The organism is Streptomyces sp. NPDC096136, assembly GCF_044763325.1.
Lineage (GTDB): Bacteria > Actinomycetota > Actinomycetes > Streptomycetales > Streptomycetaceae > Streptomyces.
In genome coordinates, this window is the sequence record NZ_JBIWFZ010000028.1 from 24494 (window position 1) to 43392 (window position 18899).

Genomic DNA, 18899 nt, shown 5'->3' on the forward strand with positions numbered 1-18899 from the left:
CCCGCTGCGCCCGCCGCGCCGCGCCGGGCTGTGCCGCCGTGCCCGTCCCGTGCGTGGCGCCTGCCTCCGCCGGGCTGTGCCGCCGTGCCCGTCCCGTGCGTGGCGCCTGCCTCCGCCGGGCTGTGCCGCCGCGCCTCGCCCGCCCCGCTGCGCCCGCCGCGCCGCGCCGGGCTGTGCCGCCGTGCCCGTCCCGTGCGTGGCGCCTGCCTCCGCCGGGCTGTGCCGCCGTGCCCGTCCCGCGCGTCGTGTCTGCCGCCCCGCCCCTCCGTGCCGGTCGTGCCCGCGTCGCCGCCCCGCCGCGCTCGTCGTGCCGGCCCGGCCCGGTCCCGGCCCGGCTCCCTCCGGATTCCTGTACGCCGCCCATCAGCGCCCCACCCGGCCGCTCCCGCGCACCCGGACCCGTCTCGCCCGACGGGCGCGACGGCGCGGAGGTCGGCCCGGGCTCCGGGTGCACCGGGGAGGGCGGTGCAGATCGTGACCCGGCCGCTGCTCCAGCGCCTCGGGCCGGCTCCGTACGGCCTGCGCCCGCGCCCCCGTCGTCCGGCTGCCGCTCCGGCCCCCGGCGGGCGGTGCCGCCCGGCAGCCGCGGCGTGCCCCGGCCGCGGGAGAGGTGCCCCGGGGCTCGTGGGGGATCGCCCGGCCGCCGACGGGGCGCGGGGTCCGCGGGGGTCGTTCGGGGCGGCCGGCCGGGGCACGCTGGTCGGGCAGGGCTGTCCAGGCGGGGGCCGGTGGCGGCAGAATCGGGGCGGCGCCGTCCGGCCGTCCGGGCGTCAGGGCGCGTGCGCGACCAGCGTGTCGACGACCTCCCGCGGCAGGCCCAGCAGGCGCAGCGCCTCCGGGCCGGTGCCGCCGACCACGGCCGACGCCGCCGCGGCGGCCTCCGCGTAGCGGGCCCGGGCCGCCGCCCGGTCGCCGTGCGCCTGCGCGACCCGGCCCAGTCCGACGAGGGCCCGGACCCGGCTCCCCGCGCTCTTGACCCAGTGCGGGTCGATCCGCTCCAGGGCCTCCCCGTACAGGCGTCCGGCCTCCGTCGGGTCCCCGTCCCGCAGGGCCAGGTCGCCGAGCCCGCGCAGGGCCGCCGCCAGGGCCGCGGAACCCCCGGCGCGGCGGGCGAGGGCCGCCGCCCGGGCGTAGTCGGCGCCGGCCTGCGCCGGGTCCGCGTCCACGACGTGGTCGCCCCGGTTGACCAGCAGGTCGGCGCTGTCCTCCAGGGCGCCGAGCCGCTCGGTCAGCGCCAGCGCCTCGTCGGTCAGCGCCACCGCCCCCTCCCGGTCCCCGCGCGCCGCAGCCATCCCCGCGAGCACGTCCAGGACGAGCGCGCCGCCCCAGCGGTCGCCGGCCGCCCGGAACCCCTCGGCGGCCTCGGCGAAGGCCCGTTCGGCGCCCGCCGGGTCGCCCGCCCCGAGGGGCCCGAACCCGGCCACGTACGCGGCCACCGCCCGGACCCACGGATCGGGGCGGTCGCGCTGCGCCGACACCAGGGCGAACGCCTCCAGCGGATCGGCCTCCGCCGCGTTGCGCATCATCCACAGCAGCAGTACCACCGGGTACCGTCCGCCGGCCCCGCCGTCCTGCGGCCAGGCGGCGGCCAGCAGGCGACCGGCCCGCGCCCGGTGGCGCCGCCACGGCGCGAGCCCGCCGGGACCGGCCGCCGCCAGCAGCACGCACGCCGCGTACTCCTCGCCCAGCCCGGCCGGGGGAGCGTCCCCGACGGCGTCGAGCACCGCGGCGGCCTGCGCCGCGACCGACCCGGACACCCCGCGGATCCACAGGTACGCCGAGGCCGGCGCCAGGAGTTCCAGGGCCGTCTCCCAGCTGCCCTCCCCGACCGCCCGGCGCAGCGCGGCCAGGAGGTCGCCGTGGCCGGCCGCCATCCGGTCCAGCCACTCCGGCTGCCCGGCCCCCCGCAGGTGCGGATCGGCCGCGCGGGCCAGCTCCAGCACGTACCGCGCGTGCGCGGCGTTCGCGGACGCGGTCTCGCCCGCCTCCTCCAGCCGCTCGGCGCCGTACGCGCGGATCGTCTCCAGCATCCGCAGGCGCCCGCCCGCGAACTCCAGCAGGGACTTGTCCACCAGCGACTCCAGCACCTCCGACCCCAGGTCCTCGCCGTCCTCGCCGTCCGCCCGGCACACCGCCAGCGCCGCCCGGGAGGCCGCTCCCGCGGGGAACACGCTGAACCGCCGCGCGGCCCGCTGCTCCGGCCCGGACAGCAGGCCCCAGCTCCAGGCGACCACCGAGCGCAGCGTGCGGTGTCGCTCGTCGGCGCTGCGGTTGGCCCGGGCGGAGGCCACGCCGAGCCGGTCGTCGAGCCGGCCCGCCAGGTCCTCCACGTCCATCGTGCGCAGCCGGGCCGCCGCCAGCTCGATGGCCAGCGGCAGGTTGTCGAGCGCCGCGCAGATCCGCTCCACCCGCCCGGGGGCGGCCGTGAAGCCGCGCCGGACCGCCGAGGCCCGCTCGGTGAACAGGCGTACGGCCGCCCCGTCCTCCAGCGGCCGCACCTGCCACAGGTGCTCCCCGATGACGGAGAGGGGCTCCCGGCTGGTGGCCAGGATCCGCAGCCGGGGGCAGACCGCCAGCAGCCGCCCGGCCAGCGCGGCGGCTTCCTCGGCCAGGTGCTCGCAGTTGTCCAGGACCAGCAGCAGCATCCGGTCCGCCAGGGCCGTCGCCAGCCGCTCGAACGGGCCCTGCCCGCCGCCGGGCAGCAGGCCGCTGCCGCGCAGCCCGAGCGCCGCCAGCACCGCCTGCGGCAGGCCGGCGCCGTCGCGCAGCGGGGCCAGTTCCACGAAGCACACGTCGTCCGAGGCGGCTGCGGCCACTTCCACCGACAGCCGGGTCTTGCCGACCCCGCCCGGCCCCACCAGCGTCACCAGCCGCGCCACCCGCAGCATGCCGGCCACCTCGGCGACCTCGTCGGCGCGGCCCACGAAGGAGGTCAGCTGGGCGGGCGGCCCGACCTGCGCGGGGGAGGGGTCGAAGTCCAGCAGCTCCCGGTGCAGGGAGACCAGTTCGGCCGACGGGTCGCTGCCGAGCTCCTCGGCCAGCCGGCTGCGGGTCTCCTCGTACACGGCCAGCGCCTCGGCCTGCCCGCCCTCGGCGGACAGGGCCCGGATCAGCAGGGCGGCGAGGCGCTCGCGCAGCGGATGGCGGCCGGTCAGCTCCCGCAGCTCCGCCACGGCGTCCCGGTGGCCGCCGAGCCGCAGCTCGGCCTCGATCCGGTCCTCGACGGCCCCGAGCCGGAGCTCCTCCAGCCGTACGCCGGCGGCCCGCGCGGCGTCGGCCTCCGTCAGGTGCGCCAGGTCGGCCAGCGCCGGTCCGCGCCACAACTCCATTGCCCCGCGTAGGAGTTCGACCGAACGAAGGAGGTCGTCCCCGGCCAGCGCGGCGCGGCCCTCGCGGACCAGCCGCTCGAACCGGCCCGCGTCCACGTCCTCGGGGTCCACGGCGGCCCGGTAGCCGGCCCCGGCCCGCTCGATCACGGCCGGCCCCAGGGCCGCGCGCAGCCGGGACACCTGGGACTGCAGCGCGTGCGCCGACATCGCGCCGTCCGGGGCCATCTCGTCCGCCAGCCGGTCGGCCGCCACCACCTCCCGGGGGCGCACCAGCAGCAGGGTCAGCAGGGCGCGCCGGGCGGGCCCGCCCAGGGGGACCTCGGTGCCGTCGTCGCGCAGGGCCAGAGTCTCGCCGAGGATGGAGAACCGCATGGCGGTGATTATCCACGGGAGTCGATCACCGGAGCCGATCGTCCGGCGACCGCCCGGAGGGGCGGTGGTCAGCCGAGCGGGCCGAGCCAGGTGCCCCCGGAGACGTCCACGGTCTGGCCGGTCATCCACCGCCCCTGCGGCCCCGCCAGGAAGCCGACCACGTCGGCGACGTCCTCCGGCTCGCCGAGCCGCCCGAGCGCGGTGATCCCCTCCAGGGCGGCGACCACCTCCGGGACGGCCGTGTAGCCGGCGGTCATGTCGGTGCGGACGGCGCCCGGCGCCACCGTGTTCACCGTGATGCCGCGCCGGCCGAGCTCGTTGGCCAGCGAGGGGGCCATCGCCTCCAGGGCCGCCTTGGTGACGGTGTACCCGATCTGGCTCGTCACCGCGAAGCGGCTGGCCGTCGAGCCCATGTTGACGATGCGCCCGCCGTCGTTCAGCAGCGGCAGCGCGCGCTGGATCACGAAGAACGGGGTGGTGACGTTGACCGCCAGCAGCCGGGCGAACTCCTCCTCGGTGACCTGGCCGATCGAACTGCCCGATCCGATGCCCGCGTTGTTGACGAGGACGTCCAGCCCGCACCCGCCGAGCCCGGCGGTCAGCCCCTCGAACAGCGCGTCCACCGCCCCCTCCTCCCCGAAGCGGGCCCGCACCGCGAAGGCGAGGCCGCCCGCCTCCTCGATCAGCGCCACCGTCTCCAGGGCCGCTTCCTCGTTGCCGCCGTAGTGGACGGCGACCAGGGCCCCCTCGGCCGCCAGCCGCAGCGCGACCGCCCGGCCGATCCCCCGGGAGCCGCCCGTCACCAGTGCCGTCCTGCCGTTCAGCGTGCCCATGACCTGCTCCTCGTACCGGGCCGGACCTCTGTGGTCCGGCGACGGGAACCACGGTCGTCCGGCCCGCTCACCGCGCGCTCACCGACCGCTCACCGCGGCAGCTGGAGCCGTGGTGGTGTCATGGTGGCGCCTGCATGGAGCCTCCTTGTTCCAAGCGTAGTTCGGGGCTACCGCGGGAAACATCTGCCCGGTTTCGAGACTCTTTGGCGCCATGTGGTGCGGTCGTGACATCAGTTCGTGCGTCGATATGGCTCCCTGTAGCGCCATGCGTGTGCCATAGTGGTGCCACCCGACGGCCCCCGCGCCGTACGGGACCGCTCCTCCGACGCCTCCTTCCCCGCCGAACCCCACGGGAGTCTGTTCGCCATGGCCACCTTCCTCTACAAGACGGGCCGGTTCGCCTTCCGGCGGCGGGGCCTGGTGACCCTGCTGTGGCTCGCCGTCCTGGTCGCCGTCGGCCTCGCCGCCTCGACCGCCCCGCCCCCGCCCGCCGACACCTTCTCCATGCCGGGCACGGAGTCGCAGCGGGCCTTCGACGTCCTCAAGGAGAAGTTCCCGGCCGCGAGCGCGGACGGCGCCACCGCCCGCGTGGTCGTCCGCGCCCCCGCCGGCCGCACGCTCTCCGACCCGGCCGAGAAGGCCAAGGTGGAGCGCCTCGTCGCCGCCCTCGCCAAGGCGCCCGACGTGGTCTCGGCCTCGGACCCCTTCACGACCGGCGCCGTCAGCAAGGACGGCACCACGGCCTACGCCGTGGCCGCGTACAAGGTCCCCGCCCTCAAGCTGACCGACGCGGCGCACGACGGACTCGACGCCGTCCTGGAGAAGTCCCGGGCCGACGGCCTGACCGTCGAGTCCGGCGGCGACGCCGTCAAGGTCGAGGCCGCCATGGGCGGCGCCGAGGGCATCGGCATCCTCGTCTCCGCCGTGGTCCTGCTGCTCACCTTCGGCTCCCTGGTCGCCGCCGGCATGCCCCTGCTCACCGCCGTCATCGGCGTGGCCGTCGGCAGCGCGGCCGTCACCGCCCTCGGCAGCACCCTCGGCCTGTCCGCCACCACCTCCACGCTGGCCCTGATGATCGGCCTCGCGGTCGGCATCGACTACGCCCTGTTCATCATCTCCCGCTACCGCGCCGAGATCTCCGAGGGCCGCGACCGCGCCGACGCCGCCGGCCGGGCCGTCGGCACCGCCGGCTCGGCCGTCGTCTTCGCCGGCCTCACCGTCATCATCGCGCTCGCCGGCCTCGCCGTCGTCAACGTCCCGATGCTCACCAAGATGGGCCTCACCGCCGCCGGCACCGTCGCGATCGCCGTGCTCATCGCGGTCACGCTCGTCCCCGCGCTCCTCGGCTTCGCCCCCGTCAAGGTCATGCCCCGCCTGGAGCGGCGGGCCATCCAGGGCAAGCCGCTCAGCGCACGCCTCCAGCGCAGGGCCGACCGGCTCGCCGCGCGGCGCGGGCCCAACCTCGGCACCCGCTGGGCGCAGTTCGTCGTACGCCGCCCCCTGCTGGTCCTCGCGGTCGGCGTCCTCGGCCTCGGCGCCCTCGCGGTGCCCGCCGCGAGCCTCCAGCTCGGCCTGCCCGGCGAGGGCACCATGGCGCTCGACACCACCCAGCGCAAGGCCTACGACATGCTGTCCGAGTCCTTCGGGCCCGGCTTCAACGGCCCGCTGACCGTCACCGTCCAGGCCAAGGACGCGGCCGCCGCGGCCGCCGCGGTCGGCAGGGAACTCGCCCAGGTCGACGGCGTCGCCACGGTGACCCCCGCGACGCCCAACCCCGCCGGCGACACCGCCGTCCTCAACGTGGTCCCTGCCTCCGGCCCCACCGAGCACCGGACCGAGGAGCTGGTCACCACCATCCGCGCCAGGGCGGGCGGCATCGAGGCGGACACCGGCGCCGAGATCCTGGTCACCGGCCAGACCGCCCTGTTCATCGACTTCTCCCGGACCCTCGACGAGGCGATGCTGCCCTACCTGGGGCTGGTCGTCGGCCTCGCCTTCCTCCTCCTGGTCCTGATCTTCCGCTCGCTGCTCGTCCCGCTCAAGGCCGCCCTCGGCTTCCTCCTGTCGGTCTCCGCCGCCCTCGGCGCGGTCGTGGCCGTCTTCCAGTGGGGCTGGCTCGCCGGCGTCCTGGGCATCGAGCAGCCCGGCCCCGTCATGAGCACCCTCCCGATCTTCATGATCGGCGTGGTGTTCGGCCTCGCGATGGACTACGAGGTCTTCCTCGTGACCCGGATGCGGGAGGCGTACGTCCACGGAGCCCCGCCCACCGAGGCCGTCGTCACCGGGTTCCGCTACGGCGGACGGGTCGTCAGCGCCGCGGCGATCATCATGACCAGCGTCTTCTCCGGCTTCATCCTGGAGACGAACGACTTCGTGAAGATGGTCGGCTTCAGCCTCGCCGCCGCCGTCCTCTTCGACGCCTTCGTGGTCCGCATGGCCCTGGTCCCGGCCCTGTTCGCGCTCCTCGGCAACTCCGCCTGGTGGCTGCCGCGCTGGCTCGACCGGCTGCTGCCGAACATGGACGTCGAGGGCGAGAAGCTGAACCGCCGCCCGTCCGTCCCGGTCGCGCACGGCGGCCCGGCCCCGCACCCGGCCCACCTCCGCGAGGCCCAGCACGACCACTCCGCCTGAGCGGCGCCGCAGGCGACCCGCCCGTGCGCCGGGGGATCCGATCCCCCGGCGTACGGGCTCCGGCGTACGGGCCCGTACGCCGCAGAAATCCCTTCGCCCCCGCGCAGCGGCGCCGCGTAGGCTCCAGGCCGCCCGCACCCCCGCACCGACCCGAGGAGCTCCGTGGCAGCCGGCGCCAGGATGCACGAGGACGAGGCCGACACCGACGAGGCGCTCGTCGCCGCGCTGATCCGGGCCCAGTTCCCCCGGTGGGCCCGCCTCCCCGTCAGCAGAGTGGTCTCCGCCGGCACGGACAACGCCATGTACCGCCTGGGCGGCGACCTGGTGGTGCGCCTGCCCCGGATTCCGGGCGCCGCCGCCGACGTGGCCAAGGAGCACCGCTGGCTTCCGCACCTCGCGCCGCACCTGCCGCTGGACGTCCCCGAGCCGCTGGGCCGGGGCGTCGCCGGCGAGGGCTTCCCCCACCCGTGGTCGGTCTACCGCTGGCTCGACGGCGAGGACCTCTTCGACGAACCCGCCGCCGACCTGCACGGGACCGCGGTCGCGCTCGGCCGCTTCGTGGCGGCCCTGCGCGGCGTCGACGCCGCGGGAGCGCCGGTGTCCTTCCGCGGCGGACCGGTCGCCACCCGCGACGAGGGCGTCCGCGCCGCGATCCGCGACCTCGGCGCGGACGGGACGCACGACGCGGACACCGCGACCGCCCTGTGGGAGGAGACCCTCCGGCTGCCGCAGTGGGAGGGCGCCCCCGTCTGGCTCCACGGCGACCTCCTGCCGGGCAACCTGCTGGCCCGGGGCGGACGGCTGCGGGCCGTCATCGACTTCGGCGGGGTGGGCGCCGGGGACCCGGCCTGCGACACCATGGCCGCCTGGACCCTCCTGACGGCCGCGACCCGCGCCCCGTTCCGCGAGGCGGCCGGGGCGGACGACGCCACCTGGGCCCGCGGCCGCGGATGGGCGCTCTGCTTCGGCCTCACCGCCGAGCACTACTACCGCGGGACCAACCCGGTCCTCGCCGCCGTCGCCCACCGCACGGCGGCCGAGGTGCTCGCCGAATACCGCCGCACCGGCTGACGGCGGACGGCCGGGAACCCCCCGGCCCCGCCGTACGACCACCTGCCCATGAGCGACTTCAACCGACGGCACCTGCTCGCGACCACCCTGACCGGCGGCGCGGCCCTCGCGGCCGGCTGGGCCGGCGCGGCCCCCGCGGCGGCGGCCGGGAATCCCGCGCCCGCGGCGGCGCCCGGGGTCCCGGCGCCCGCCGCCAGGCCCCTGCGCGTCCACCTCGTCGCCTTCGACGGCGTCGAGGAACTCGACCTGTTCGGCCCCCTGGAGGTGTTCGCCCTCGCGGCCGCCCTGGGCCGGCCGGTGGAACCCACCCTGGTCACCACCGGCCGCCCGGGCCGCGTCCGGGCCTCCTTCGGCACCGTCGTCGACGTACCGGGCCGCTGGGACCCGTCCTCGGCCGACGCGGTCGTCGTCCTCGGTGGCGGCTACCGCAAGCGCGACGGCGCCGGCGTCTGGGCCGAGATCGGCAAGGGCACCCTCCCGCAGGCGCTGCGCCGGGCCGCACGGCCCGGCCTCACCGTCGTCGGCGTGTGCACCGGCGTCTTCGTCCTGCACGCGGCCGGACTGCTCGACGGCCGCCCCTGCACCACCCACGTCCGGGCCAAGCAGGACCTGCGCGACCTCGGCCACGACGTCCGCGACGCCCGCGTCGTCGACGACGGCGACCTGGTCTGCGCGGGCGGCGTCAGCTCCGGCATCGACGCGGCCCTGTGGCTCCTGGAGCGCGAACTCGGCGCCGAGGCCGCCTCCGGGGTGGAGGCGCTGCTGGAGTTCGAACGCCGCGGCACCGTCCTGCGCACCGCCCGGTAGCCCCTCCGGCCGGCCCCTAGTAGCGCTGCTGCCCGCCGGCCTCGGTGTCGAACGTGTAGAACTTGTGGTGGTCGAGCATGTCGGCCGGGGTCACGTTGTTCCACGGGCTCAGCACGGATCGCAGGTCGACCACGTTCGCCGTCCGGGTGGCGGGCAGGTAGCCCGACCTCGGGTTCTTGGCCTGCCACTCGGCCCACAGCTTGTCGATGAAGGCGTGGTGCAGCCAGAACACCGGGTCGTTGGGGGAGGCGGCCGAGGTCATCTGGCCGCCGACCCAGACGTGCACCCGGTTGTGCAGGTTGACGCCCCGCCAGCCCTCCAGGGCGTTGCGGAACCCGCTGGAGGCGCTGTTCCAGGGGGCGGCGTCGTACACCGGCATGGCGATCACGGAGTCCACATCGGCCCGCGTCGGCAGCTGCGGGGTCCCGGAGCCCAGGCCGCGCCGCAGGTACGTGCGGCGGTCCACCCCCACCGTCAGCACCCACTTGCCGCCCTGGGCGCCGAAGGGGCCGTCGAGCACCTGGCCGTCGCGCCCCCGCCGGGTGCCGCCCATGAAGTCGGAGGCCCACAGGGAGGAGTTGGCCGTGCGGTCGACGGTCCAGTCCCAGTAGGGGAGCGAGACGTTCCGGTCGATCCGCTGGAGGGCCGCCTCGAAGTCCAGCAGGAACCGGCGGTGCCAGGGCAGGAAGGACGGGGAGCGGTGGCCTATCCGGTCGCCGAAGTCCGAGTCGTTCAGCAGGAACCAGTTGTGGGCGTTGACGTACCGGTCGTAGATGCCGGTCCGCTTCAGTTCGAGCACCGCGTTGACGAAGGCGCGCTTCTCGTCCGGCGTGAGGGTGGCCTGGTTCTTGCGGACGGTCACAGCTTGGCTTCCTTAGCGATGAACGGGACGAGGTCGGCGCCCTGGAGTTCGCGGACGGCGGCGCGGGCGGCCGAGATGGGGTCCGGGAACGTCTCGTAGTGGTTGACGACGGTGACCCAGCTGCCGTCGGCGTTGGGCATGAGGTGCAGGTCGTTGCCGTCGATCTTGACGACGGGCATGGCCATGCCGTGGTGGCCGCCGGGGCCCACGGTGATCTGGATGCGGTGGCCCTCGTAGGTCTCGTCGATGGTGCCCGTGGGCAGGGAGAAGGGCGCTCCGGAGGGGCCCGGTGCGCCCGACGCGCCGGAGGCGCCGGCCGCCGGGGCGGGGGTCGACTTGGACGAGCAGGCGGCCAGTCCGATGGCTGCGGCCACACCGGAGCCGAGCCCCAGCGCCTGCCGGCGAGTGATCATGTTCATGGCTTGAATAGGTATCAGAAGCACGGGAACGCTCGATCGGTGCCCCGCGCATCCACTTCCCTCGGGCGGGGCGGAGCGCCGGCGGACCCGCCGGTGCCGGCCGTCATCTTACGTGGTCATGACAGCAAGTTCCGGCCAGGTCCGTACGCCAGGTCCGTACTCCGGTTCCTCCGGCGTGCCGCTCAGGACTGGCGCGTCCAGCGCTGCGAGGCGTCACCGTCGCAGCCGGACGTCACCAGGCCGCCGCCGAAGCCCAGGTCGAGGCAGGCGCCCGCGGAGTCGCGGAGGGTCCCGTTCGCCCCCGTACGCCACAGCCGGCCGATGTCCTGGGCGCAGTCCCCCACGAAGACGGCCTGGTTGGGTCCGTTGGAGTACAGGCACTGGCCGCTCTGCTCGTTGACGAGCTTGAAGCTGCCGTCCGGCCTGCCGCGCACGGCCCACCGGGCGGACCCGCTCCCGCAGTCGCCGGGGGCCGAGGAGCCGAAGACCTGGACGACGCACTCGCCGTTGTTCCCGTTGCGGTAGCGCCCCGCCCCGGAGGCGGGCGGCGGGGGCGCGGCCGTCGTGGACCCGCCTCCACCGGAGGGGTTCGACCCGCCCGCGCCGTTCGCCGTACCGGGGGCCGGGCCGGTGCCCGTACCGGGCGCCGCTCCCGTCCCGGGGGCGCTCCCGGGGCCGCCGCCCTGGGGCGCGCCCGCGGCGCCCTGCCCCGCGCCCCCGGGGTCCTGCCCGCCCGGGACCGTCCCGCCCGGGGCCGGTGAGGCCGCCGGCGGGGCCGTGCCCGATGGGGAGGCGCCCGGCGCCGACGGGGCCCCGGCCGCCGGGGCCGAGGGGCCGCCCGGTGCGGGGGACGAGGCCGGCCCGCCCTCCCGGGGCGCGGCCCCCGCCTCCGCCTTCGCGGGCGGCGAGGAGGCGAACGGCAGGTGCTGTACGGCGAGCGTGGTCCCGCTCGCGACCACGACCACGGGGACGACGGCCAGCAGGATCCGGGCGCGCCGGCCCCGCCCGGCCGGCTCGGCCCGCCCGGTCCCGGCCGCCGCTTCCGGCTCCGGCTCCGGTTCCGCGGGCCCCTTCGCGCCGAGCGGAAGGGTCGGTACGTCGACCTCCTGCACCCGCGCCGCGAAGGCGGCCCGCTCCGACAGCCGCGCCGTGACGGCCTGCGGCCACAGGGGACCCTCGTCCGGGACGTGCCGGGAGGCCAGTTCGAGCAGTTCGGCGGCCCCGGGCCGGTCCCCCGGATCCTTGGCGAGGCAGGCGCCGACCACCTCGGCGAGCTCCGCGTCCAGCTCCCGCAGCGGATCCAGGCCGGGTTCCTCGTGCACGATGCGGTACAGCACCCCGTGCCCGGACTCGTCCCCGAACGGCGGCTCCCCGCAGGCCGCGTACGCGAGGACGGACCCCAGCGCGAACACGTCGGTGGCACCGCTCAGGCCCCGCGCCCCCGACGCCTGCTCGGGCGCCATGTACGCGGGGGTGCCGACGACCATGCCGGTCCGGGTGAGCCGGCTCTGCTCGGCCGCCCGGGCGACGCCGAAGTCGATGAGGGTGAGCCCGTCGAGGGTCAGCATGACGTTGGACGGCTTCAGGTCCCGGTGCACCATGTCCAGCGCGTGCACCGGCTCCAGGCCGGCGGCCGCCTCCCGCAGCAGCCGCCACAGCGAGGCCGCGGGCAGCGGGCCGCCGTGCACCTCGAGGGCCTCGCGCAGGGTGAGCCCGGGTACGTAGGCGGTGGCGAACCACGGGGGCCGCGCGGTCCGGTCGCTCGCGAGCAGAGGCGCGGTGGCCCCGGCGGGCAGCCGGGCGAGGTTGTCCAGCTCGTGCCCGAACCGCCGTACGAAGTCCTCGTCCTCGCCGACGACGGAGGCCAGCAGCTGCTTGACCGCGACGTACCGGCCCTGCGAGACCCCCAGGAACACCCGGCCCATGCCCCCGGCCCCGAGCCGCCCGGCCAGCGCGATCTCCCCGATCCGGCGCGGATCGTCCGCCTCCAGCGGCCCGGCCCCGCTCCCGTCCAGCTCCACCACGTCAGCCCCAATGGGATCGAGATCGGTTACCGGGGAAAGCTACCCGACGCCCCCGCCGCCACGACAGCCGCTCCCGAGCCCGATGCGCGCCCCGCGCACGGCAGTTGGCCCCGCGCCGGGGGCGCGCACCCACTGGTGTGCGTATGCGCGCCGGTGCCGGGGACCTGACCGGTGACAGCCCTGCCCCCCGCCCCCGCCCGCACCCAGCCCGACCGGGAGCCCCGCCATGCGCTGCCGCCTTCCAGGCCCCCTGCACGCCGCCCTCACCGCCTCGGCCGCCCTCCTCCTCGCCACCCCCTGCACGGCGCCGCCCGCCCGCGCCGCCGGGGCACCGCCGCTGCGCGTCGTCACCTACAACATCTGCGGCAACATGTGCGCCGCCGCCCCCTACGACGACGGCCGGCGCATCGACAGCGTCGTGGCCCAGGCGGCCGCCACCGGATGGAACGCCGACCAGCTCTTCCTCCAGGAGGTCTGCGAGCCGCAGTACGACGAGATCCTCGCCCGGCTCGCCCCACAGGGCTTCCAGGGCCACTACGGCCCCACCCTCTCCGGCCTCCCGCAGGTCTGCGGCGGCCGCCCCTACGGCAACGCCGTCCTGGTGCGGGGGCCGGTGAGCGCGACGGCCGACCTCGACCTGACCGTCGGCGGAGAGTCCGAGCCGATCAGGGTGCCCTGCGTGCGCAACACCCTGCACGGCCTCGCCAACTGGGCCTGCTCCGTGCACCTCTACTGGGACGACGGCACCCGCGGCGCCCCCGAGGCGCGCCGGCTCGCCGCCCAGGCCGGAGCCTGGCGGGACCAGGGCCTCCCCGTCCTCCTGGCCGGCGACTTCAACCACTCGCCCGGCACGGCCTCCACCGAGCCCCTCTACTCCGCCGGCTTCGTCGAGGCCGACCCCGACGACACCCCCACCTGGAACGACAAGAAGCTCGACTACGTGTTCTTCGGTCACCCGGACCTCACCCGGGGCGAGGCCGAGGTCCTCCCGCTCGACCCGGCCGTCTCCGACCACCGCATGTTGCGCGCCGTCGGCCTGAGGGGCTGAGGTCCGGCCGACGGGACAGCCGCCCCGGAAGCCGGGGAAAGCAATCCGCGGCCTCCTCGGGATTCCCGGAAGGTGCCGTGATCGGCCGCCCCGCGGCGTCGCGCCTCAGGCCGCCGAGGGCGCCTCCTCCACGCGGCGCCCCAGCTCCTGCTCGGCCCGCCGCAGGACGATCGAGTCGGCGATCTCGCCGCTGCGGATCGCGATGTTCGACAGCAGCGCCGAGGTCAGGCCGTGGCTGTGCTCGGTGCCGCCCTGGAGGTAGACCCCGCAGGTCAGCCCCGAGGTGGGGACGAGCCGGTAGTCGCGCTCCACCCGGTGCCGACCCGCCGCGTCGCGCTGGAAGTGCCGGTCGAAGTCCTCGCCGAGCAGGCGGGCCGGGTCCAGGCCGTCGTAGCCGCTGGCGAACACCAGCGCGTCGACGGCCAGTTCCTCCCGGCTGTCGTCGAGCAGCGAGCGCAGGACCACCCGCGCCCCGCTCTCCGAGCCCTCGACCCCTTCGACCCGGGTCAGGTTGCGGAAGTGCAGCCGCTGGACCCCGCGCACCTGCTCGTCGTACCAGCGCTGGTACAGGGAGCGGATGACGTCGGCGTCGACCACCGAGTAGTTGGTGTTGCGGTGGTAGCGCCAGAACGCGTCCCGCGCCCCCTCGGTGCCGAAGTAGTACTCGTCGACCGTGTCGGGGTCGAACACCTGGTTGGCGAAGGGGGTGTCGTCGGCCACGGAGTAGCCGTACGACGGGATCACCGCGGAGACCTCGGCGTGGGGCAGCGAGTCGTAGAGGAACCGGGTGACCTCGGCCGCGCTCTGCCCGGCGCCGACCACCGCCACGCTCTTGAGCTCCGCCGGGTCCTGCGCGTTGAACCGGGTCAGGAACTCCGAGCTGTGCCAGACCCGTTCGCCCGCCGACACCCCCGCCGGCATGCGCGGCACCAGCCCTGTCGAGACGACCACGTTGCGCGCGGTGACCACGCTGACCCCGTCGCCGGTGCGCACCTCGACCTCCAGCAGGTCCGGCGTGCGCGACCCGGGGCCGGTGACCGGGCGGACCGAGGTGACCTCGGCGCCGTAGGTGACCTGGTCGCGCAGGCCGGCGGCCGCCCATTCGAGGTACTGGTGGAATTCCTGCCGGGTCGGGATGAAACTCTGGTTGTTCACGAACTGCACCAGCCGGTTCGCGGCGTGCAGGTACGAGACGAAGCTGAATCGGGACATCGGGTTCCGGAAGGTCGCCAGGTCCTTCAGGAACGAGATCTGCATGGTCGTCGACGGCAGCAGCATGTTCCGGTGCCAGCCGAACGTGGGCTGCCGCTCGAAGAAGTGGGACCTGACCGGATGCGGCGGGACGCCCGCCCCGTGCTCCTGCAAGGCGATCGCGAGCGACATGTTCGACGGGCCGAACCCGATGCCGACGACGTCGTAGATCTCTTGGTCGCGCCTGCCCGTTATGCCCATAGGAAATTCTCCCCCTTGCGTCTGGAAAACTCGGCCGGTGGCCCGAGAGACCGTTCTGAAGTGTTGCCCGGAGGAGTCCCCGAGGCAACTCGAAAACTGCATGAAGAGCGTTTGAAGGGTTATCTGGACGAGCTGTATCCGGAATCGTTGTCCTGTCGGCGGGACGCCGGTATGGTCGGCGGAGATTTCAGGAGGCAATTGCCGAAAGGGGGAATCCGGGTGTTCGTGCCCAGCTTTTACCGTGAACCGGACAGTTCGTGGATGGTCGACCTCGTCCGCGGAAATCCGATGGCGCTCGCGGTGGCCAACGGCAGCCCCGAGGACGGTCCGTTCGCCACGCACCTCCCGGTCATCTTCGATCCCGTGACCTCCGGCGAATGGACCGGCGAGCTTCCCGGGGCCACGCTGCTCGGCCACATGAACCGCGCGAACCCGCACTGGGCGGCCCTGGAGACGGGCGGCGTCCTGCTGCTGACCTTCACCGGCCCGCACTCCTACGTGTCGCCCACGGTGTACGCGAAGAGCCCGGCCGCTCCCACCTGGAACTTCACCTCGGTGCACGTCCGGGGTGTCGTGGAGAAGATCGACTCGATCGAGGAGACGCTGGAGGTGGTGAAGTCCACCGTGCGCGCCTTCGAAGGGGCGTTCGGCGACGGCTGGGACATGAACGGGTCCCTCGACTACTTCCGGAAGATCGTGCCCGACGTGGGCGCCTTCCGGTTGACGGTGACCGGGGCCGAGGGCATGTTCAAGCTCAGCCAGGAGCAGCCCGACGAGGTGCGCGAGCGGGTGCGCGAGTCGTTCGGACAGAGCGCGTGCACGTACCGGCGCGAGACCGCGGGACTGATGGGGCGGCTGCCCTGACGCGGCGCCGGCCCCGCGCCCGGTCCCGCGCCCGGCCCCGGGCGGTGACCCCGCGCGCGGGCCTCAGGCGCTGACCGCCTCCCGGCGCTCCTCCCGCCCGCCGAGGTCCTCCAGGGCGCTCGCCGCCGCGCTGTCCAGGGTGGTCATCACCCACTGCTCGAAGTCCACGCCCAGCTGCTCCGCGGCCTTGTGCCACCACTGGACGCGGCTGCCGGGGACCTCCAGGCGGCGGCTCGGCTCGATGGGCGCGCGGTCCGGCCGGCCGCCCTGGCGCGTGGCGCGCAGGGCGGCGCGCAGCTGTTTGGTGGTCCACTGGCGCTGCTCGGCCCGGTCCAGCCAGAGGTCCTGCTCCCCGACCGGCATGGACGCCAGCTCGGCGTGGTGCTGGAAGCTGAGGGTGGGCCGGCGCCGGCCGAGGTCGAAGCGTCTGGACACCCACGCGTAGTTGCGCAGGGTCTGGTACGAGAGGCCGGCGGCGCGGATCCCGCGCTGGTACCGGTCGGTGTAGTGGTCCTTGCCGTACTTGAGCCAGTCGCCCAGCCACCAGCAGGACGAGTCGAGCACGCCGACGAGCTGGTGCCCGGCGCGCTCCCACTCGTCGTAGGCCATCCCGGCCGGCATCTGCAGGCCCACCTTGGTCGTCAGCACTTGGCCCCTGCGCGGCGCGGCTCCCGCGGCCTGCGGCTGCCACGACGGGGGTTGTGGGGGAGCGGTCGCCGGGCTGCCCTGCGCCGCCGCGGTGTGACCGGCCTGACGTGCCATCGTGCCTCCAGGAGAAGGGGCGTACACAACCGGCGAGAACTGTGGCGGGGCGGGCTGGAGGTCCGCCGGAGCAGCGTTCGAACGGCCGCGCGCCGTGCGGTGCCCCAGGGCTGTCCCGTCGACGGGACGGCCCTTTCGCCTGTGCGGATCCAATTCGGCCCGCCGTTGCCTGGGAATTCGGCCGCCAAGGCCGAAAAGAACCTGTGGGCAGGTATTTTCCGACCAGATGAATTTCCGGAGAGGGGTATGACGATGCGGAAGAGACCCAGAGCCGGCGTGGTCGCACTCGCGGCGGTCGCACTCATGGCCACCGCCTTCACGGGACCCGCCCGGGCGGCATGGGAGACGCCACCGGCGGCCGGCCACCAGGCGACGGAGCGCGCGATCGAAGCGGCGGTGGCCGCCGGGGTGCCCGGCGTGGCCGCCGAGGGACGGGACGGCGGCGGGGTGTGGAAGACGGCCGCGGGCGTGGCCGACCGGACGACGGGGGCGCCGCGCGGCAAGAACGACCGGTTCCGCATCGGCGGGATGACCAACACCTTCGTCGCGACCGCCCTGCTCCAGATGGAGGCGGAGGGGAAGATCGGCCTCGACGACACGGTGGACCACCACCTGCCCGGCCTGGTGGCGGGCAACGGCAACGACGGCCGCGCGATCACCGTCCGCCAGCTCCTCAACCACACCAGCGGCCTCTTCGACTTCCTCGCCGACCAGCAGTACGCCGAGACCTACCTGGCGGGCGACGGCTACCTCCGGCACCGGTACGACACCCTGACGCCCGAGCAGCGCGTCCAGGTGGCCCTCTCCCACGAGCCGCCGTTCCGGCCCGGCGCCAGGCACTGGTACTCCAACACCAACGACGTCCTGGCCGCCATGGTCCTGGAGAAGGCCGCCGGCCGGCCGTACGCGGAGGAGGTGCGCCGCCGCATCATCGAGCCGCTGGGGCTCAAGGCCACGTCCAACCCCGGCACGAGCGCCCTCCTGCCCCAGCCGAGCGCCCGCGGATACTCCCGGCTCTTCGCCGCCCAGCCCGACCGGATCGACGACGTCACCGAGACCAACCCGTCGCAGAGCTGGGGCAACGGCGACATCATCTCCAGCGCGGGCGACCTGAACCGCTTCTACGAGGCCCTCATGCGCGGGCGCCTGCTGCCGCCGCGGCAGCTGGCCGAGATGAAGACGACCGTCGACAACCCGGACTTCCCGGGCGCCTCCTACGGACTCGGCATCGAACGGCTCACCCTCGGCTGCGGCACCGTCCTCTGGTACCACGACGGCGGCGCCCTGGGCTGGATCTCCCTGTCCGCCTTCACCGAGGACGCCCGCCACCAGCTCACCTTCAACTACAACGCCAACTGGGGAGCGGAGACCATCCTCCCCATCGTCAACGCCGAGTACTGCCCCTAGAACCCGGGTCCCCGGGCCGGTCCTGACCCGGCCGCCACCGCCCGCGCGGCCGCACCGGTCAACTCGTCGAAACGGCACAGGAGCCGGTTCTGCTCCTGCTGGAGCTGCTCGATGCGGCGCTGGAGGCGGGAGATCTCCTCGAAGAGCGGGAGCACGGCGTCCCCGCCCGCCGCGTCCGCCCCGGCGGGCGCCGTCCCCGCCCGGGACGGTCCGGCCGGGAGGGGTCCCGCCGAGGCGGCGAGGGCCGGGTCGTGGTGGAGGATCGCCTGCATCAGGCCGCGCAGGACGGGACCCGGCTCGACACCGAGCTCGTGCACCATGCGGTTGCGCGCCCGTTCGTACACGCCGAGCGCCTCCGCCTGCCGGCCGCAGCGGTAGAAGGCGACCATCAGCAGGTCGTAGAACCTCTCCCGCAAGGGGTTGTCCGTGGTGAGCACCATCAGCTCGCCGGTGATCTCGCCATGGCGCCCGGTGCGCAGGTACGCGTCGTACATCATCTCCAGCGCGGTCAGCCGGTGCTCCTCCAGCTGGGCCGCCCGGCCCGCGCAGATGTCGCCGAGCACGCTGCCCTCCAGGGCCGGCCCGCGCCACAGCGACAGGGCCCGGCGCAGCAGCTCGCCGGCCCGCCCCGGGTCCTCGTGCAGGACCCGCCGGGCGGTGTCGGTGAGCTGCTGGAAGCAGGCGGCGTCCGTCTCTGCGGGGGCGATCCGCAGGGTGTACCCGCACGAGGTGGTCGTGATCCACGGCGGCCGCTCCCGCCGCCGCCCGTCCCGGCCGTCCTGCGGCCCGGACAGCAGCCGGCGCAGCCGGGCCATCTGGACCTGGAGCGCGTTCGCCGCGTTGGCGGGCGGCCGCTCGCCCCACAGTTCGTCGATGAGCTGCTGCACGGAGACGTGGTGCCCGGCCTTCACCACCAGGGCCCCCAGCAGCGCGCGCTGCTTGGCGCCCGTGGGCAGCAGGTGCAGGCCGGCCTGTTCGTCGCGGACCTCCACCAGACCGAGAATGCGGAACTGCATGT

Annotated in this window: 14 protein-coding genes; 6 read left to right on the plus strand and 8 right to left on the minus strand. The window is 75.2% G+C overall.

Annotated elements, in window-relative coordinates; all coding sequences use genetic code 11:
• Nucleotides 1-770: 770 nt before the first annotated feature.
• Together ACIRBY_RS35270 and ACIRBY_RS35275 are read right to left on the minus strand one after the other, a co-directional pair.
• Nucleotides 771-3701 carry a BTAD domain-containing putative transcriptional regulator gene (locus ACIRBY_RS35270; protein ID WP_403908481.1) on the minus strand — a complete coding sequence of 977 codons (2931 nt, stop codon included), beginning with the start codon at nucleotides 3699-3701 and terminating at the stop codon, nucleotides 771-773.
• Between the two features lie 68 nt (nucleotides 3702-3769).
• Nucleotides 3770-4534, minus strand: coding sequence for an SDR family NAD(P)-dependent oxidoreductase (locus tag ACIRBY_RS35275; protein ID WP_403908483.1), 765 nt, complete (start codon nucleotides 4532-4534; stop codon nucleotides 3770-3772).
• A gap of 366 nt (nucleotides 4535-4900) precedes the next feature.
• Between ACIRBY_RS35275 and ACIRBY_RS35280 the strand changes: the two genes are divergently transcribed.
• The 3 genes from ACIRBY_RS35280 to ACIRBY_RS35290 all read left to right on the plus strand — a co-directional run bounded on the left by ACIRBY_RS35280 (nucleotide 4901) and on the right by ACIRBY_RS35290 (nucleotide 9043).
• Nucleotides 4901-7165 carry an MMPL family transporter gene (locus ACIRBY_RS35280; RefSeq protein ID WP_403908536.1) on the plus strand — a complete coding sequence of 755 codons (2265 nt, stop codon included), beginning with the start codon at nucleotides 4901-4903 and terminating at the stop codon, nucleotides 7163-7165.
• 180 nt (nucleotides 7166-7345) lie between these two features.
• On the plus strand, nucleotides 7346-8236 hold the full coding sequence (locus ACIRBY_RS35285; protein WP_403908538.1) for an aminoglycoside phosphotransferase family protein: 891 nt from the start codon (nucleotides 7346-7348) through the stop codon (nucleotides 8234-8236).
• A gap of 48 nt (nucleotides 8237-8284) precedes the next feature.
• On the plus strand, nucleotides 8285-9043 hold the full coding sequence (locus tag ACIRBY_RS35290) for a DJ-1/PfpI family protein (RefSeq protein WP_403908485.1): 759 nt from the start codon (nucleotides 8285-8287) through the stop codon (nucleotides 9041-9043).
• Nucleotides 9044-9059: 16 nt separating this feature from the next.
• Here the strand turns inward: ACIRBY_RS35290 and ACIRBY_RS35295 are convergent, their stop codons facing one another.
• The 3 genes from ACIRBY_RS35295 to ACIRBY_RS35305 all read right to left on the minus strand — a co-directional run bounded on the left by ACIRBY_RS35295 (nucleotide 9060) and on the right by ACIRBY_RS35305 (nucleotide 12348).
• On the minus strand, nucleotides 9060-9905 hold the full coding sequence (locus ACIRBY_RS35295) for a tyrosinase family protein (protein WP_403908487.1): 846 nt from the start codon (nucleotides 9903-9905) through the stop codon (nucleotides 9060-9062).
• The gene (locus ACIRBY_RS35300; RefSeq protein WP_403908489.1) at nucleotides 9902-10324 is read right to left on the minus strand and encodes a tyrosinase family oxidase copper chaperone; all 423 of its coding nucleotides are present in this window, start codon (nucleotides 10322-10324) and stop codon (nucleotides 9902-9904) included. The genes ACIRBY_RS35295 and ACIRBY_RS35300 overlap by 4 nt, the downstream gene beginning before the upstream one ends.
• Before the next feature lie 182 nt (nucleotides 10325-10506).
• A complete protein-coding gene (locus ACIRBY_RS35305; protein ID WP_403908491.1) occupies nucleotides 10507-12348 on the minus strand; it encodes a protein kinase in 1842 nt (613 codons plus the stop codon).
• Between the two features lie 226 nt (nucleotides 12349-12574).
• Between ACIRBY_RS35305 and ACIRBY_RS35310 the strand changes: the two genes are divergently transcribed.
• Nucleotides 12575-13396 carry an endonuclease/exonuclease/phosphatase family protein gene (locus ACIRBY_RS35310; RefSeq protein WP_403908493.1) on the plus strand — a complete coding sequence of 274 codons (822 nt, stop codon included), beginning with the start codon at nucleotides 12575-12577 and terminating at the stop codon, nucleotides 13394-13396.
• A gap of 105 nt (nucleotides 13397-13501) precedes the next feature.
• Here the strand turns inward: ACIRBY_RS35310 and ACIRBY_RS35315 are convergent, their stop codons facing one another.
• Nucleotides 13502-14848 carry a lysine N(6)-hydroxylase/L-ornithine N(5)-oxygenase family protein gene (locus tag ACIRBY_RS35315; protein ID WP_403908495.1) on the minus strand — a complete coding sequence of 449 codons (1347 nt, stop codon included), beginning with the start codon at nucleotides 14846-14848 and terminating at the stop codon, nucleotides 13502-13504.
• A gap of 171 nt (nucleotides 14849-15019) precedes the next feature.
• Between ACIRBY_RS35315 and ACIRBY_RS35320 the strand changes: the two genes are divergently transcribed.
• Nucleotides 15020-15712, plus strand: coding sequence for an FMN-binding negative transcriptional regulator (locus ACIRBY_RS35320; protein ID WP_403908539.1), 693 nt, complete (start codon nucleotides 15020-15022; stop codon nucleotides 15710-15712).
• A gap of 63 nt (nucleotides 15713-15775) precedes the next feature.
• On the opposite strand, the gene ACIRBY_RS35325 is transcribed toward ACIRBY_RS35320, so the two are convergent.
• On the minus strand, nucleotides 15776-16360 hold the full coding sequence (locus tag ACIRBY_RS35325; protein WP_403908497.1) for an LmbU family transcriptional regulator: 585 nt from the start codon (nucleotides 16358-16360) through the stop codon (nucleotides 15776-15778).
• Nucleotides 16361-16726: 366 nt separating this feature from the next.
• On the opposite strand from ACIRBY_RS35325, the gene ACIRBY_RS35330 reads away from it, so the two are divergent.
• Nucleotides 16727-17881 (plus strand): serine hydrolase domain-containing protein, encoded by a 1155-nt coding sequence (locus ACIRBY_RS35330; protein ID WP_403908499.1) that lies wholly within the window; start codon nucleotides 16727-16729, stop codon nucleotides 17879-17881.
• Here the strand turns inward: ACIRBY_RS35330 and ACIRBY_RS35335 are convergent.
• Nucleotides 17878-18897 carry a BTAD domain-containing putative transcriptional regulator gene (locus ACIRBY_RS35335; RefSeq protein ID WP_403908501.1) on the minus strand — a complete coding sequence of 340 codons (1020 nt, stop codon included), beginning with the start codon at nucleotides 18895-18897 and terminating at the stop codon, nucleotides 17878-17880. The two genes, ACIRBY_RS35330 and ACIRBY_RS35335, sit on opposite strands and share 4 nt — an antisense overlap.
• Nucleotides 18898-18899 lie beyond the last annotated feature (2 nt).